Genomic DNA, 15,137 nt, shown 5'->3' with positions numbered 1-15,137 from the left:
GGCCGTCCGCCTCGCTCAACGCGGGGCCACCCGGAAGACGGGCCAGCCGATCTCGGTGCGCCACGCACGTGGTTCGGCCGTGTCCCTCGGGCCCACGAGGTAGTGCTCCCGCACCGGCCCGGCAACGGCCAGCGCGTTCGCCACGACCCAGGCGCCGAGCTCGCCGTAGGTGACGTCGATGTCGTCGTGCTCGCCGACGTGGGTGGTGACGGCCAGCTCGACCGCCGGCAGGGTCACCGGGTGCACGCGGCCGCTGCGCGGCGGATCGGCCGTCGGCCGGTACACGAGCAGGTGGCCGCGGCCGTCCTCGAACAGCGCGTTGTCGTACAGCCCTCCGGGGACGCCGGTCGTTCCGCCGACGACCGCGTCCAGCTCGGCCATGGCTCCGGCGTACCAGGGGAGGACCTGGTCGTGCGACACGTCGTCCTCGACCGCGGCCACCGTCGTCGCCGGGACCGCGCGCAGCTCGACGTCCAGCCGGGTCGGCTCCGGTCGCAGCAGCCGGCGCAGCGAGGCCACCGCGGCGCGGGTGCGGTCCAGCTCCGACTCGAGCCGGTGCAGGTGGTCGGCGACCAGGCCGGCACGAGCACGCGGGTCCGGGGAGCGGAGGATGCGCTGGACGTCGGGCAGCGGCACGTCGAGCTGGCGCAGGCGGTGGATGACCTGGGCGGTCGGGATCTGGTCTGCGCTGTAGTAGCGGTAGCCGGTCGCGTCGTCCACGGTCGCCGGCTCGAGCAGCCCGCGTCGTGGTAGCGGCGGAGGGTGCGCACGCTCAGGTGGGTCAGCCGGGAGAACTCACCGATCGCCAGCACGCCGCCACGGTGGACCCTCCCCCCGGGGGAGGGTCCAGCGCTCGACCCTCCCGCTCGGAGAGGCAGCACGGTGGGGGCATGACCTCTCCGACCAGCACCCGGCCCGACCAGCTCCCCGCTCCGGTCCTCGGGTACCTCACCGCGCACGTCGCCCACGACGCGGACGCCGCGCTGCGTGGCTTCGCCCCCACCGCCGTGGTCGTCGACGACGGCACGACCTACCGCGGGACCGATGAGATCCGCCGCTTCCTGTCCAGGGCCGGCGCCGAGTTCAGCTACACCACCGACCTCGTCGGTGCGCAGCGCATCGACGGCGCGCACTGGGTCGTCACCAACCGCCTGGAGGGCGACTTCCCCGGAGGCGTCGTCGACCTCCGCTACCGCTTCGCGGTGGACGGGGACCTCATCGCGGAGCTCGTCATCGCGCCGTGACGGCCGGTTCCCGGTGCTCATCCCTCGGCGCTCGGCAGGCTGTGCCAGGTGTCGTAGGCGACGGCGGCCGCACCCTCGGCGTCCCCGCCGGCGCAGAGCCGGATCAGCTCGTCGTGCTGGCGGACCGAGTCCCGGCCTCGCAGGGAGGCGAACCGCAGCCGCTCGGCACGGCGCACCGTGGGCGTGAACTGCTCGAGCACCGTGGCGAGCGCGCGGTTGCCGGCGATGCGCACGAGCACGCCGTGCAGCTCGTCGTCGGCCCGCAGGGCCGCCTCGACGTCCCCGGACCCGAGGGCGGCGGTGAACCGGTGGTTGGCCTCGCGCATGGCCTCCAGGTCGCCGTCGAGGAGGGCGGGGACCGCCTCGCGGACCGCCAGCTCGTGCATGGCCGCGACGACGTCGCGGGCGTCGCGGATGTCGCGCGCGTCGAGCGTGCTCACGACCGTCGACCGGCCCGGCCGGGCGAGGACGAGCCCGCCCTGTGCGAGGCGCAGCAGCGCCTCGCGGACCGGGGTCCGGCTCACCCCGAGCCACGCCGCGAGCTCCAGGTCCTTGAGCTGCTCCCCGGGGGCGAACGTGCCGTCCACGATCGCGTCCCGCAGGCGGCGGTAGACGTCGTCGCGCAGCAGGCCGCGGTCCAGGCCGGGGTCCGTCGGGGGGATCGGCACGGGTGGACCTCCTGACCTGTCGGGCGCTGGCAACGCGGAACGGGGAAGCGCGAAGAGGACCCTTCCCCGTCCGCCCATTGGTATGCAATATATCGCATGCCGGACACGTTGGCGGGGGCGTGCACCCGGGTGCACAACCGGAGGGGCGGCACCGGTCGCCCGAAGACCGAGAGGGGGAGCGATGACCAGCAGCACGATCGAGACCCGCACCGGCACGACCAAGCCCACGGTGGTGCTCGTGCACGGGGCCTTCGCCGACTCGTCCAGCTGGAACGGCGTGATCACCCGGCTCCGGCGGGACGGCTGTCCGGTGATCGGGGTGGCCAACCCGCTCCGGGCACTGCACAGCGACGCGGAGTTCCTGCGCGACGTCCTGGACAGCGTGGACGGGCCGATCGTCCTCGCCGGCCACTCCTACGGCGGCAGCGTCATGAGCGAGGCCGCCGACGGGCACCCGCAGGTGAAGGCGCTGGTGTACGTCGCCAGCTTCCTGCTGGACGAGGGGGAGAGCACCGGCGAGCTGGCCGGCAGGTTCCCGGGCAACGAACTGGGGGCCGCCCTGCGCCCGGTGCCCGTCCGCGGACCCGACGAGCGGACCGTCGACGACCTCTACATCGAGCAGGAGGCGTTCCAGCCGGTCTTCGCCGGCGACGTGCCGTCGGACGTCGCCGAGCTGATGGCCGTGACGCAGCGGCCCATCACCGGTGACGCCCTGGGGGAGAAGGCGACGAAGGCGGCCTGGAAGACCATCCCGTCCTGGACCCTCGTCACGCGCCAGGACCTGGCCGTCCCGGCCGAGGCGCAGCGGTTCATGGCCGAGCGCGCGACGTCGCACGCGGTCGAGGTGGACGCCTCCCATGCCGTCACCGTCTCCCGGCCCGACGTCGTCGCGCAGTTGATCGACGAGGCCGCCCGCGCGACGGCCGCCTGATCCCGGGGGCCCGGGCGTAGGAGGGAGCCCCGCGGTCGGCGATCACGGGCCCTCCCCGGGGTGCAGGATCCGGCCGGCGACGTATAGGAGATCTCGGCCGACCCGCTCGTCCCCAGGGGTCGCCCGCGACCCGGGGGAGTGCAGGGCCCGGTACCGGCTGCGGGACGACCGCGACGGCGGCGTGTCCGAGGTGATCGGCCGGGTGGCCCTCCGCGTCGGATGCGCTGGCGGGTGCGCCGCGGCGCTCGTGCCGGGCCGGGCCCGCGGGTGCCGCGTGCCCGGGGTGGACCGCAGTGACCTGACGGTCACCAGGTCGGCAGGCTGTCGGGGTACAGCAGCCTGACGATCCCACCCCAGAGGTCCATCGCGGGGACGGCCTCGCCGTCGGCGGCATTGACCATCACCACGACGCTCGCCTCCTCCTCCGGCAGGTGGGAGACCACGTCGCTGTAGCCGAAGATCGACCCGTTGTGGCCGACCCAGTTCCCGATCTGGAGGACGCCGAGGCCGTATTGCACCCGGACGCCGGTCGAGGTGAACGGCGTCCACCCCTGGCGCAGCCGGGCCGTCTCCGGGGCGAGGCCCACCCCGGTCGCCAGCTGCTCGGCGTAGCGGGTCATGTCCGGCACGGTGGAGATGACCGCACCGGCGGTGTACGGGACCTCGGGATTGCTGAGCGTGACGTCCCGTGGCTCCTCCGCAGCGGGGTCGGCCGGTGCCAGCTCGCTGTCGGTGTTCCTGTAGCCGTGGGAGAACGGCTCCGGCAGGGCCGCGGTCGTGGGGTACGACGTCTCCGGGAGGCCGAGGTCCTCGATCACCGAGGTGGTGTACTGCTGTGCCGAGCGGCCGGTGACCCGCTCGATGACCAGCCCGAGCAGTACGTACTCGGAGTTGGAGTACACGGTCGCCTGGTCGGGCGGGCGGGCCTCGGGGGCGTGCGCGCGGATGATCTCGAGGACGTCGTAGGGGGACCACCCCGGCAGGAGCGGATCGGCGACGTACCGCGCCATGAACTCCTCGTCCGCGACGAAGTCGTACACGCCGCCGCGCATGCCCAGGAGGTGGTGGACGGTGATCTCGTCCCCGTGAGGGATGTCGGGGACGTACTCGTCCAGGGAGTCGTCGAGGGACAGCCTCCCCTGGTCGGCGAGGCGCAGCACCGCCTGGGCGGTGAAGGTCTTCGTCACGCTGGCGATGCGGTAGTGCACGTCGGTGGTCATCGGGGTCCCTGCGGTGTCCGCGGTCCCGTAGGCCTGGAGGTGGCTCCCCCGGACCGGGTCGCAGATGCCGACCACCGCGCCGGTGACGCCGTTGGTCAGTGCGGCCCGGGCCAGATCGTCGACCTGTGCGGCGAGGTCCGGGTCGAGGGTCGCGGCCGGGGGAGGAGCGGACCCGGCCGGGTGAGCGCTGGTGGCCGTGAAGCCGGTCGTCCCGGCCCCGGCGAGCACGGCGAGGGCGAGGGCGGCGGGGCGCATCCATCGGCGCATGGGGAACAGCTCCTCCCGTGGAGGGAACGGTGTGGTGTCCGCGCGGCCCGGGCCCCCCGTCGTGCCGACCCGGTCTGCCAGGGGGTGCTGGTCAGCCGGCGTAGAGCTCGGCGATCACCGCCTTGGCGAGCTCGACGGCCGGGCCCTCGCCGCTGGGTGCGGGCGCGGTGGAGGCCCAGGTGACGACGGTGATGTCCCGGACCGGGTCGTGGCCCATGAAGGAGTTGGTCCCGGGCAGCTCACCGCTGTGTCCGTACACGGGCCCGAATTTGGCCAGGCCGAGCCCGTAGCCGGGGCTGGCCGGGTCGTCCGGGTCCACCGGCTGGACGCTGGCGATCCGCTCCTGCTGCAGCTGCGGGCTGAGCAGGCACCCGTCGACCAGTTCCTCCACGTAGTCGGCGAGGTCCTGCGCGGTGGAGATCCCGGCGCCCGCGGTCCAGCCCCAGGAGGGGTTGGCGTCGGTGACGTCCATCGGCTCCAGGGTGCCGGCGCGGGCAGCGGCCTGGACCTCCGGTGGCAGCACGAGGCTGTCGATGGTCTCCACGTTCGTGCCGAAGGTGTACATCCGCGGGTGCGGTTGCGGGATCGAGGCGTCGGTCCGCGCCGGGAAGGAGGACTCGCCCAGCTCCAGCGGGTCGAAGACCCGGTCCTGGAAGGCCTGCTCCACCGGGACCCCGGTGAGCTGTTCGATGACCACGCCCAGCAGCACGTAGTTGGTGTTGGAGTACAGGAACCCCTCGCCCGGGGGGAAGGCGGGCGGCTCGGCGAGGCCGATCGCGAGCAGCTCCTCCGGGTTCCACACCCGGCCGGGGTTGCTGTCCATCTGCTCGTTCAGTTCGAGGTCTTCGGTGTAGTTGGCCAGCCCGCTGGTCATGTCGAGCAACTGCGCGATGGTGATGTTCTGCCCGTTGGGCACGTCCGGGCGGTACCGCGACACCGGGTCGTCCAGGCCGATCCTGCCCTCGTCGACCAGCTGCAGGACCACCGTGGCCGTCATGGTCTTGGTGTTGCTGCCGATCCGGACGTGGTCGGCCAGCGTGACCGGCTCGGTGCCGTGCCAGGTCCGGGTGCCCATGGTGGTGGCCCAGTCGCCGAGCTCGGGGGACCGCACCAGGACGGCGGCGCCGGTGACCGCCAGGTCCTCCACGATCCGGTCGAGTTCGGGCTTGACCGTCGCGGCGTACGCCGGATCCTCCGACGGTGCCGTCGCGCCCCCCGGCGACGCGTCCGCCGGGGCGGCAGCCACGACCAGCAGCGCGACCGCCGTCGTCGCGATCGAGGCGGCCAGCGGACCGGGTGGCCGGGCACGACGCGACCCGCACGAGCGCTCTGCAGCTGTCATGGTCGACCTCCCGAGGGGTAACCGGTCAGGGGGGTTGCCGGGCGTCCGGGTGTCCGGGTGTCCGCGCCACGTCGCGCACCGGCCGGGTGCTCCGCCGGCGTCACAGCGCCTGCTGGAAGGCCGCGGCGACGGCCGCCACGTCCTCGTTGGCGTCGTGCAGACCGGTGGGCACGTCGGGGTACGTCGCCCCGCTCATGGACAGGGAGAACACGAACCGCTCGCCCCGCTCGGTGGTGAGGTAGCCGGCGAGGCTCTGCACCTTGTACAGCACGCGGCCCGTGGTGGGGTCGACGTCGACGCTCGTCCCGGTCTTGGCCGCGACCTCGCCCGCGGCGGGACCGTCCTGACCCGTGCTCGCCAGCGTCCCGCTCACCCCGAGGACGGGCTGGTCGGCCGCGAGCTCCTCGCCCCAGGGTTGCGTCTGCGCCCACCTCATCCAGGCGACCATCTGGTCCGGGGTCGTCGAGGCCGGGTCGGCGCCCTGCCCGTCGAACAGCACCACGTCCTCGGCGACGAGACCGGCCCGGTCGAGCTGGGAGTGCACCGCCGCCAGCCCGTCGAGGCAGTCCGGCGAGCCGCCGTGCACCGCGAGCAGGCACATCAGGGCGTTCGCACCGGTGTTGTAGCTGGTCTCCAGGATCATCCGACCGAAGGCCCTCATCGGTGGGGAGGTCAGGGCGGCCACCCGGTCCTCGGCCGCGTAGGAACCCGTGGGCGGCAACCCCGCCTCGTCATTGGGTCCGACGGCGGAGGAGGTGACCGCGACCCCGGCGCGGCCGAGTGCCTCGACGAACAGGGTGCGCGCCCAGGACGCGGCGTCGAGGACGCGGTGGATGGTGAGCTGCGACGTGCCGGCCGCGATGGTGCCGCTGACCGTGACCGATGTGGGGTCGTCGGGATCGGCGGTGACTGCGAGCGACGTCGGCGTGCCCGCGTCCGTGGTGGTCACCGTCGACTCCACGGTGACGGCCTGGGTCCGCGGGCGGAGGTCGAGGACGGCGGGCTGCCCGATCCCGGCCGCCGCCACCGTGATGTCCAGGATGTTGTCGTTGACGTAGATCGACGGTGCGGGTCCCTCCTGGCCGTCGAACGTGTCCCACAGCCGGGTGTCGACGACCACGTCGCCGGCGATCTCGGTGACGCCTGAGGCGGCCACCTGCCGGGCGAGGTCGTCCAGGCCGGCCAACGGGTCGTCCGGGACGAACGCCGCGTTCGGCGCGATGTCGCCGTAGACGTGGTCGATCGTGTCGGCGGTGAACGCGTGGTCCACGCGGCCGCTCATGGCGCCGCGGCCGCCCATGGCGAGGTCTCCCGACGCCACCAGCACCAGGTCGCCGGCGAGGACGCCACCGGCCGGCTCGGCCGTCGCGTACACCGGCGTGGTGAGCGTGGCGTCGGTGCCCAGCGTCGCGTACGTGGTGCCGACGGTGAAGTTCTTCGCGGTCGACGCGGTGAAGACGGACTCCCCGGCACGGCCGGCCAGGACGACCCGGCCCGTCTCCGCCTCGGCGACGGAGTAGAGCCACCGGGCCGTCTCGAACTCCGGCTTCGACATGATCGCGGCGGCGGCAGCCGGGAGGTCGCCGACCTGCGGCTGGGGGCCGGGCCCCTCGCCCGGCGAGGCGGACGACCCGGTCGACGAGGTGACCGCGGTGAGCACGACGGTCGACACGAGCAACGGGAGGGCAGCCGCTCGACGGTTCACGCAGGCGACCCTGGCGACGCCGTGACCGCCGGGCAATGGACCGGAGTGGCCCGCCGACCTGGACCTGGGTACAGGGTCTCGCGCGAGTCGTCGCCGGTGCGATGCTGCACCGAGCGCCCGTCGCCGGTGCCATGCTGCGCCGATGGCGCATCGGGGAGGTGTGCGATCGTCCCTGGCGCGGGCGCTGGTGGTCAGCCTCGCGCTGATCGGCGTGTTCGGTGCCGTCGTCGCCGGCGTCGAGATCGCCCTGCTCGCCGACCAGGACGTCGCTCCGTGGTGGCTGCTCGCCCTGTTCCCGGCCGGGGGACTCGTCCATCTGACTGCGGGGCTCGAGGCGTGGCGGCGCCGGCCGAGCAACCGGACCGGCCCGATCATGGTCGTCGGGGCCCTGTCGTGGTTCGTGGTCGCCCTCGCCAACACCGCGACGCCCGTCCTGGTGGCGGTCGGTGTCGTGCTCGCCACCACCCCGCTGGCCGTGGTGGTGTGGCTCCTGCACGCCTTCCCGTCCGGCCGTCTCCGCTCGCGCACCTCTCGCCTGACGGTGGCCGGGGGCTTCGTGGTGTCGCTCGTCCTGCAGGTCCCGGGTTACCTCTTCGATCCGGGTGCCAGCCCGGGCGGCATGCTCTCCGTCGGTCACCGGGCGGATCTCCTCTCCGCCGGCACCTGGCTCCAGCGAGGTGCGGGGATGGTCGTGATGCTGGTGACCGCAGGTGTGCTCGTCGACCGGCTGCGCACCGCGACGCCCGGCCAACGTGGGGTCCTGCTGCCGCTGTACGCCTACGGGATCCTGGCCGTCCTGGCGACGCCGCTCGGTCCTCTCCTGGGTCCGTCCGCCGGTCTCTCGGTCGCGCAGGTGGTCGGGTTCCAGATCGTCGTGCTGGCCGGGGTGCCCGTCGCCTTCGCGGCGGCGATGCTGCGCGGTGGGTTCGCGAGGACCGCCGAGATCCAGGAGCTCAGCGCCTGGCTGGCGTCGTCCGCCGCCACCCCGGAGCTGCTCGCCGATGCCCTCGGTCGCGCCCTCGGGGACACGTCGTTGCAGGTCGTCTACGCGTCGCGGGACGGGCGCTCCTCCGTGGACGGCGACGGCGCCACGGTCGACACGGAGGCGCTGGGCGAGCACCGGGACCTGGTCGACATCGAGCTCGGGTCGAGACGGATCGGCGCCATCGTCTACGACGCGACGGTCATCGACGACGCCGAGTTGGTCCGCGGGGCGGGTCAGGTGGCCGCCCTCGCGATCGACCACGACCGGTTGACGGCCGAGCTGCGGGCCAGCCATGCCGACCTGCGGCAGTCGCGCGCCCGCCTCGTCGAGGCAGGGGACCGGGCGCGGCAGCACATCGCCCAGGACCTGCACGACGGTCTGCAGGGGGAGCTCGTCCTGCTGGCGTTAGAGGCGCAGCAACTGGCTCGCACCGGCGGGGCGGCCGGTCTCCCCGACGCGGCGACGCGCCTCCGCGTCGGCATCGACGGTGCCGCCCGCCACCTCCGGGAGATCGTCCACGCCCTGATGCCGGCCGCCCTCGTCGAGCGGGGCCTGACCGCGGCGATCGAGGACCTGGTCGACCGCATGCCGCTGCCCACCCGGCTGGCGGTGGTCGAGGTCGACGGGCGCCTGCCGGCGACGGTCGAGAGGACGGCCTACTTCGTGGTCGCGGAGGCGCTGACCAACGCGGTCAAGCACGCCGCGGCCGACACGTTGACCGTGACGCTCGAGCACGCGTCGACGCGGCTCGTCATCGGCGTGACCGACGACGGCGTCGGTGGGGCGACCCAGGCGGGTGGTGTGGGGCTGCGCGGCCTCGCCGACCGTGTCGACGCCCTCGGCGGCCGGTTCCACATCGAGAGTCCGGCCGGCGGCGGCACACGCCTGCTCGTGGAGCTGCCGTGCGGGTCGTGATCGGCGAGGACGAGGCGCTGCTGCGAACCGGGCTCACGCACGTGATGGAGGCGGCCGGGTTCGACGTCGTCGCTGCGGTCGGGGACGCACGCGAGCTGGTCCGCAGCGCGGAGGAACACGGTCCCGACATCGTCGTCACCGACATCCGGATGCCGCCCGATCACAAGGACGCGGGCCTGCGGGCGGCGGTGCAGATCCGCCGGGACCTCCCCGAGATCGCCGTCCTCGTGCTGTCGCAGCACCTCCAGCGCGCCTACGCCGTCGAACTCCTGGGGGATCGCTCGTCGGGCGTCGGGTACCTCCTCAAGCAGCGGATCGCCGACGTCGACGCGTTCACGGACGACCTCCGCCGCATCGCCGCCGGGGGCACCGTCCTCGACCCCGAGGTCGTGGGTCTCATGGTCGCCCGCGCCAGGGGGCACCACGGTGCGCTCGACCGGCTGACCCCTCGCCAGCAGCAGGTGCTGGCCCTGATGTCCGAGGGCCGGACCAACGCGTCGATCGCCCGGACCCTGTCGATCACCGAGCGGGCGGTCGTGCAGCACACGTCCCACATCTACGACGAGCTCGACCTGGCGCCCAGCGACGACGACCACCGCCGGGTACTGGCGGTGATCCGCTACCTCTCGTCGTGAGCGGCTCCCCGGGTCCACCAGCACGGGTCTCCCGCTGACTCCTGGCCCGGATCAGCGTCCGCCCAGTGTCCAGGACACGCGTACCGGTCCGATGCCCACGGACAGTCCCCGTGCACCAGGCAGGACGCGGGCGCGGGGCCACGACCAGCGCTGCACGGTCACCTGGACCTGCAGCAGGGGGGCCTGCCGCTCCCGGGGTCCCGGGCCCTGCAGCGGCTGCGACGCGGCCTGCTCCCCGGCTGTCGGGACGATCGGCACGGGGGTGGCCTGGCGCAGGTCGTGGAGCAGCTCGTCCTGCATCGTCCGCCCCCGACCCGCGCTGGGGGTGGGAGGTCGGTTGCCGGTGGTCATGTGTGGAGCCTCTCTGCGCTGGCGAGCACCTCGTCGGCCAGCGCCAGGTAGGCACGGGCGACCGGACTGGAGGGAGCGGACAGGACGACAGGGCGCTTGGCCAGTGCGCTCGTCGGTACCCGGCGCGACGTCGGCACGCGGGTCTCGAGCAGCGGCAGTCCGGTCCCCGCCAAGGCGCCGAACACCTCCTTGGCGGCTCGCCCGTCCTTGTCCCAGTCGACGCACGCCACGCCGACGAGGACGGCGGAGGTGTTCTCGTACGTCCGGTGCTGTTCGAGGAACGCGGCGACCCGGACGACGCCCAGCGCCGAGCCCGGGTCGCTGGTGAAGACGGTCAGCACGGTGTCGGCGGCGCAGACCGCCGCCAGGGTCAGCCCACCCAGGTCCCCCCGGGTGTCGAGCACGATGTGGTCGTACTCGGCGAGCAGCGGTCGCAGTCCGCGCCGGATGCTGGTGACCAGACCACCGGTGCCGGCCAGCTGGACCGACACCGCTTCGAGGGCCGGGTGGGCGGGGAGCAGGTCCAGCCCGGGCACGACGTCGTGCCGGATGGCGGCCCGAGCCTCCGTGACCGGGTCCTCCAGGAGCGCCGCCAAGCTGTCGTCCCGGCCCTTGGCGACGACGCCGAACGCGCGCCCGAGACTGTCCTGCGGATCGGTGTCGACCGCGAGAACTCGACCTCGACGGGCGAGGGCGACGCACAGGTTGGCGGCGGTCGCCGTCTTGCCGACGCCTCCCTTGGAGGAGCACACGGCCAAGCGCATGCACGGGAGTGTGACGACCGTCGCTGCCCGGGTGGTGGAGGTCAGCCGGTGCGGCGCACGGGCGCGCCCCACTCGGCCCACGGTGCCCACCGTCCCCACCCGGCGACGCGGAGCCGCCCGGTCGCGCCGCGCCGCGCCGTGCCCCGGACCGGGAGCCGTCCATGCCGTGGTGGCGAGCCCGGCCTCCAGGGTCGAGCGACGGTGCGAGGGGCGGATGGCCGACGGCCTCGATCCGAGCGGGAGCCGCGACGGGTCAACGGTTGGTGCCTGGTGCAGGGCTTCACGCACGAGCCACCCGGGGCTCGTGTCGCGGCCATCGGGACGCCGTCCGGCGCCGACAGCGTGCGGCCATGCGCGTCATCGGCCACCGCGGCACGCCCCTCCACCCCACCTACCCCGAGAACACGCTCGCCGCCGTCCGCACCGCCCTGCAGGCGGGCGTCGACGGCGTCGAGGTCGACGTCCGGGCCACCGAGGACGGCGTCCTCGTCCTCTCGCACGACGGCGACCTCGGGCGCGTCCTCGGCACCGGCCCCGGCACCGGCCCCGTGGTAGCGGGGACGCCGCTGGCAGAGCTCCGCTCCGTCGCCCTGCCCGGCGGCACCGGCGTCCCGACCCTGACCGAGGTGCTCGACCTCGCCGCCGTCCACGGGGCGTACGTGGCGACCGAGGTCAAGCCGGAAGCCGGCGGCCCCGACGCGCGGCGCACCGCCCGGTTGCTCGCCGCGCTGCTCGAGGACCGGCGTCGACGACGGCCCGACGCCGACCGGGTCACGACCACGTCGTTCGACCTGGCCACCGCGGCATCGCTGGCCGGGTGCGGCACCGTCTCCGGAGCGCTGATCGTGGCACCCGGTGCCGACCCGGACCGGGCCGCACTGCGGGCCCGGGCGCACGGGCTCACCGACGTCCACCTGCACGTCACCCACGTGCGGGACGACCCCGCCGTGGTCCACCGGGTGCTCGCCCGCGGCCTCCTGGTCGCCGTGGGGATCGTCGACGACCCGGACGAGGCCGAGCGGATGGCCGGTCTCGGCGTCGACCTGCTGTGCACCGACGACCCGGTCGGCCTGGGGCTCGCCCGGGCGGGCGCCACCTCCGCCGACGCCGCAGGCGTCGCCGGCTGACCCGGACACGGCTCAGGCCGCTCGGCCGCAGTGCGGTGTCGGTCGCCCTCTCGACGGGTGAGCACCAGGCCGGCCACCTCGGTCGCGCCGGCCGCCCCGGGCTCCTCACCTGGAGGAACACCGCGGTGGGGGAGCGTCCGAGGAGCGACACGCGCGGTGCTGGTCCTCCCTGCGAGGCAGGAGCCCCAGGGCACGGAGTCGACCGACCCGGGAACGGTCCAGTGGCCCACGGAGGTCACTCCAGGGGTAGGCGGGCCAGTTCGGTGCGGGAAGTGATGCCGGTCTTGGTGAAGATGTTGTGCAGGTGGAAGTCGATCGTGCGGGGGCTGAGGAACAGCTGAGCGGCGACGTCGCGGGTCGGGAGGCCGTCGGCCACCAGGCGGGCGACCTGCACCTCTTGAGGAGTGAGTCGACGCATCTGTGAGGGATCCCTGCACCGCGGGAACTCACCGGTCGCGCGGAGTTCGACGCGGGCCCGTTCCTCCCACGGCGTGGCACCGAGCGAGTCGAAGATCGTCAGAGCGCTCCGGAGGTGCTCGCGGGCGTCGACCCGTCGTCTCCGCCGGCGGAGGAAGCTCCCGTAGGCCAGCTCCATGCGGGCGTGTTCGTATGGGCGCTCGGCCGCGGAGGCATGGGCGAGCGCCTCCCGGAACAGTGGTCCGGCCGAGTCCGGGTCGGCGAGCAGCGCGCGGCAGTAGGCGGCCCGCGCCGCCGCCCAGGCCAGGTCGGTGCTGGCGGCGAACTGTTCGAGAGGGCGCAGCCAGTCGCGGGCGAGGCGGGGGGACTCGGCCAGCGTCGCGGCCTCGATGCGATCCAGGGCCGAGAGGAACGCCACCGTCGGGTCGGTGATGCGGCAGAAGTGGGCCAGCGCCGCCGCCGGCCGGCCGGCGCCGAGCTCGAAGCTGCCGCGGGCCCAGTGGAGCGTGTCGGCTGCGAGGACGACCGGGTGGGTGGCAGTCACCTGTTCCGCGGCTTCGGTCGATGCCCGGAGGTCTGCCGCGTGTCCCTTGATCCCGGCGAGGAGGGCGAGCCAGGCGAGCGGGAAGGCAGACAGTTCCCGGTGGCCGGTCGCCCGCGACAGTTCCAGCGCCTCGTGTGCGGTGGTGTCCGCCGATCTCCAGCGTCCGGTGAGGATCTCGGCCAGGGCCAGTCGGGTGAGCGGCGGCAGCAGTTCGCTGATGGCACCCCGTGCCCGCTGCCGTGAGACCACCGTGGACAGCAGGCGGTGCGCCGCGGTGTCCTCGATCCCGAGCGCCGCCCGGCCGGCCAGCACGAGCATCTCCTCATCCCCCATGGACTCGGCCAGGCTCACGGTCGTGCGCAGCCGTCGAACGAGGTCGGACAAGTCCCCGGCGGCGAAGGCCCCGCACGCAGCCAGGAGGGCGGACAGCGCCTGCTCGCGTGCTCCCTCCCCGGGGGAGAGGCTGTTGCCGAGAGCGACCAGCTCGGCCATCCCAGCGGGATCGGAGGCCTGACCGGCCGCGTCCGCTGCCAGGACCAGCATCCGCAGCGCGCGCCCCACGTCGACGGAGGCGACCTCACGCGCGGCCGGCACCAGGATGCTCACGGCGGTCTGTGCCGACCCCGCGCCGAGCTCGATGGCGCCCCGCAGGTGCTCGATGTCGGCCCGCAACAGCCGTTGATCGGTCAAGGAGCCGGCGGTCGCCAGCAGACCGGCGGCCCGGCCGAGCCACCCGGCCCGCCAGGCCGACTCCCCGGCGGCGGCCAGCCGCTGAGCCCGGACCTCACGATCGGCGGTCAGGTCGGCGGCTCGCTCCAGCGCCGCTGCGGCCGCCGCGTGGCCACCGCGGGCGAGAACGCGCTCGGCGGCTTGCTCGAGCTCGGCCGCCGCGGCCGCATCCGGACCGGACACAGCCCACGCCCGGTGCCAGGCCAGCCGGTCGGCGTCGCCTCCGCCCTCGAGGGCGTACGCCAGGGCCCGGTGGGCGGCCTGTCGCTCGTCCGTCGTCGCGGCCTGGTAGACCGCGGAGCGTACGAGGGGGTGACGGAAGCCCAGCTCACCTCCACGCACCCGCACCAGGCCCGACCGCTCCGCGGGGCCGAGTGCCGCCGGGTCGATCCCTGCCTCCTCGGCGGCCGCCAGGATCACGGAGGTGCGCTGGGTGTCGTCCGCCGCCGCTACCAGCAGCAGTCGGCGAGCCGGTTCGGGCAGCAGCCGCACCTGGTCGAGGAAGGCCTGCTGCAGGTGCTCGCTCATCGGTAGCGCATGGGGCAGCGAGTCCCTGCCGGACAGTGCGGCCGGGCTCAGGACGCCGGGCAGCTCGAGGAGAGCCAGTGGATTGCCGTCGGTCCGCGTCACCAGCTCGGCAGCGACCCCCGGGTCCACGTCCGTGCCGACCGCGTGACGGAGCAGCCGGTGAGCCGAGTCCTCGTCCAGACCGCCCAGACGCAACTCCGGTAACTCGGGTGCCGGGAACCGCTGGTCAGGGCCGTCCCGGGCAGCGAGGAGCAGGGCGATCCGGTCGGTGCCGAGTCGGTGCGCCACGAAGGCCAGCGCTGCGGCCGAGGTCGCGTCGAGCCAGTGCGCATCGTCGACGAGGCAGCACACGGGCGTGCTGGCCGCCTCCTCGGCCAGCAGGCTCAGCGCAGCGGCCGACGTCAGGAAGCGGTCCTGGTGGCAGCCGGCCTCCAGGCCGAACGCTGAACGGAGGGCGTGCGCCTGCGGTGGAGGCAGGGCGGCCAGGTGACGGAGCAGCGGGCGCAGCAACTGGTGCAGCCCGGCAAAGGGCAGTTCGCACTCCGACTCCAGGCCCTGTGCGCGGAGGAACCGCACGTCCGGCCACCGGGAGGCCACGTCCTCGAGCAGCGCGGTCTTGCCCACACCTGGCGGGCCGCGGAGCACCAGCACGGCCGGCTTGCCTCCGGTCCCTGCCGTGGCCAGCACCGCGTCGATGACCCCGCGCTCCCTGTCCCGCCCGAAGAGCACAGCGGCTCAGCGTAGCCCGCGATCGCCCGGTGACGG

At 74.1% G+C, this 15,137-nt stretch carries 12 protein-coding genes; 5 read left to right on the top strand and 7 right to left on the bottom strand.

The window, feature by feature from the left end; genetic code table 11:
* Positions 1-15 precede the first annotated feature (15 nt).
* A complete protein-coding gene (locus BMW27_RS01675; protein ID WP_245743249.1) occupies positions 16-720 on the bottom strand; it encodes a MerR family transcriptional regulator in 705 nt (234 codons plus the stop codon).
* A 170-nt stretch (positions 721-890) separates the two neighbouring features.
* On the opposite strand from BMW27_RS01675, the gene BMW27_RS01670 reads away from it, so the two are divergent.
* A complete protein-coding gene (locus tag BMW27_RS01670) occupies positions 891-1,244 on the top strand; it encodes a nuclear transport factor 2 family protein (RefSeq protein WP_091438107.1) in 354 nt (117 codons plus the stop codon).
* Between the two features lie 17 nt (positions 1,245-1,261).
* On the opposite strand, the gene BMW27_RS01665 is transcribed toward BMW27_RS01670, so the two are convergent.
* On the bottom strand, positions 1,262-1,912 hold the full coding sequence (locus BMW27_RS01665) for a GntR family transcriptional regulator (RefSeq protein ID WP_091438105.1): 651 nt from the start codon (positions 1,910-1,912) through the stop codon (positions 1,262-1,264).
* A gap of 181 nt (positions 1,913-2,093) precedes the next feature.
* On the opposite strand from BMW27_RS01665, the gene BMW27_RS01660 reads away from it, so the two are divergent.
* Positions 2,094-2,843 carry an alpha/beta fold hydrolase gene (locus BMW27_RS01660; protein WP_091438102.1) on the top strand — a complete coding sequence of 250 codons (750 nt, stop codon included), beginning with the start codon at positions 2,094-2,096 and terminating at the stop codon, positions 2,841-2,843.
* Positions 2,844-3,148: 305 nt separating this feature from the next.
* Here the strand turns inward: BMW27_RS01660 and BMW27_RS01655 are convergent, their stop codons facing one another.
* The 3 genes from BMW27_RS01655 to dacB form a co-directional block, all read right to left on the bottom strand.
* Complete coding sequence (locus tag BMW27_RS01655) at positions 3,149-4,330, bottom strand: serine hydrolase domain-containing protein (protein WP_091438099.1); 1,182 nt, start codon at positions 4,328-4,330, stop codon at positions 3,149-3,151.
* 91 nt (positions 4,331-4,421) lie between these two features.
* Positions 4,422-5,672, bottom strand: coding sequence for a serine hydrolase domain-containing protein (locus BMW27_RS01650; protein WP_091438096.1), 1,251 nt, complete (start codon positions 5,670-5,672; stop codon positions 4,422-4,424).
* A 100-nt stretch (positions 5,673-5,772) separates the two neighbouring features.
* Complete coding sequence (dacB, locus tag BMW27_RS01645; protein WP_245743248.1) at positions 5,773-7,377, bottom strand: D-alanyl-D-alanine carboxypeptidase/D-alanyl-D-alanine endopeptidase; 1,605 nt, start codon at positions 7,375-7,377, stop codon at positions 5,773-5,775.
* 160 nt (positions 7,378-7,537) lie between these two features.
* Here dacB and BMW27_RS01640 point away from each other — a divergent pair, with 160 nt between their 5' ends.
* Both BMW27_RS01640 and BMW27_RS01635 read left to right on the top strand, forming a co-directional pair.
* Positions 7,538-9,277: a sensor histidine kinase gene (locus tag BMW27_RS01640; protein ID WP_245743247.1), complete on the top strand. Its 1,740-nt coding sequence runs from the start codon at positions 7,538-7,540 to the stop codon at positions 9,275-9,277.
* On the top strand, positions 9,265-9,912 hold the full coding sequence (locus BMW27_RS01635) for a response regulator transcription factor (RefSeq protein ID WP_091438091.1): 648 nt from the start codon (positions 9,265-9,267) through the stop codon (positions 9,910-9,912). Before BMW27_RS01640 ends, BMW27_RS01635 begins: the two co-directional genes overlap by 13 nt.
* Before the next feature lie 347 nt (positions 9,913-10,259).
* On the opposite strand, the gene BMW27_RS01625 is transcribed toward BMW27_RS01635, so the two are convergent.
* On the bottom strand, positions 10,260-11,027 hold the full coding sequence (locus BMW27_RS01625; RefSeq protein WP_139206805.1) for a ParA family protein: 768 nt from the start codon (positions 11,025-11,027) through the stop codon (positions 10,260-10,262).
* 350 nt (positions 11,028-11,377) lie between these two features.
* Here BMW27_RS01625 and BMW27_RS01620 point away from each other — a divergent pair, with 350 nt between their 5' ends.
* Positions 11,378-12,154 (top strand): glycerophosphodiester phosphodiesterase, encoded by a 777-nt coding sequence (locus tag BMW27_RS01620; RefSeq protein WP_175486277.1) that lies wholly within the window; start codon positions 11,378-11,380, stop codon positions 12,152-12,154.
* A 235-nt stretch (positions 12,155-12,389) separates the two neighbouring features.
* On the opposite strand, the gene BMW27_RS01615 is transcribed toward BMW27_RS01620, so the two are convergent.
* A complete protein-coding gene (locus BMW27_RS01615) occupies positions 12,390-15,101 on the bottom strand; it encodes a helix-turn-helix transcriptional regulator (protein ID WP_091438082.1) in 2,712 nt (903 codons plus the stop codon).
* Positions 15,102-15,137 lie beyond the last annotated feature (36 nt).

The sequence above is a fragment of the Geodermatophilus poikilotrophus genome, assembly GCF_900111455.1.
Taxonomy (GTDB): Bacteria; Actinomycetota; Actinomycetes; order Mycobacteriales; family Geodermatophilaceae; genus Geodermatophilus; species Geodermatophilus poikilotrophus.
The sequence above is the reverse complement of the archived record's forward strand: the minus strand, read 5'-3'. Positions and strand labels throughout refer to the sequence as shown.

Excerpts from the sequence above, each read along its gene's own strand:
- BMW27_RS01650 (WP_091438096.1), bottom strand. The coding sequence starts at position 5,672 with ATGACAGCTGCAGAGCGCTCGTGCGGGTCGCGTCGTGCCCGGCCACCC.
- BMW27_RS01670 (WP_091438107.1), top strand. The coding sequence starts at position 891 with ATGACCTCTCCGACCAGCACCCGGCCCGACCAGCTCCCCGCTCCGGTC.
- BMW27_RS01660 (WP_091438102.1), top strand. The coding sequence starts at position 2,094 with ATGACCAGCAGCACGATCGAGACCCGCACCGGCACGACCAAGCCCACG.
- BMW27_RS01620 (WP_175486277.1), top strand. The coding sequence starts at position 11,378 with ATGCGCGTCATCGGCCACCGCGGCACGCCCCTCCACCCCACCTACCCC.
- BMW27_RS01625 (WP_139206805.1), bottom strand. The coding sequence starts at position 11,027 with ATGCGCTTGGCCGTGTGCTCCTCCAAGGGAGGCGTCGGCAAGACGGCG.
- BMW27_RS01655 (WP_091438099.1), bottom strand. The coding sequence starts at position 4,330 with ATGCGCCGATGGATGCGCCCCGCCGCCCTCGCCCTCGCCGTGCTCGCC.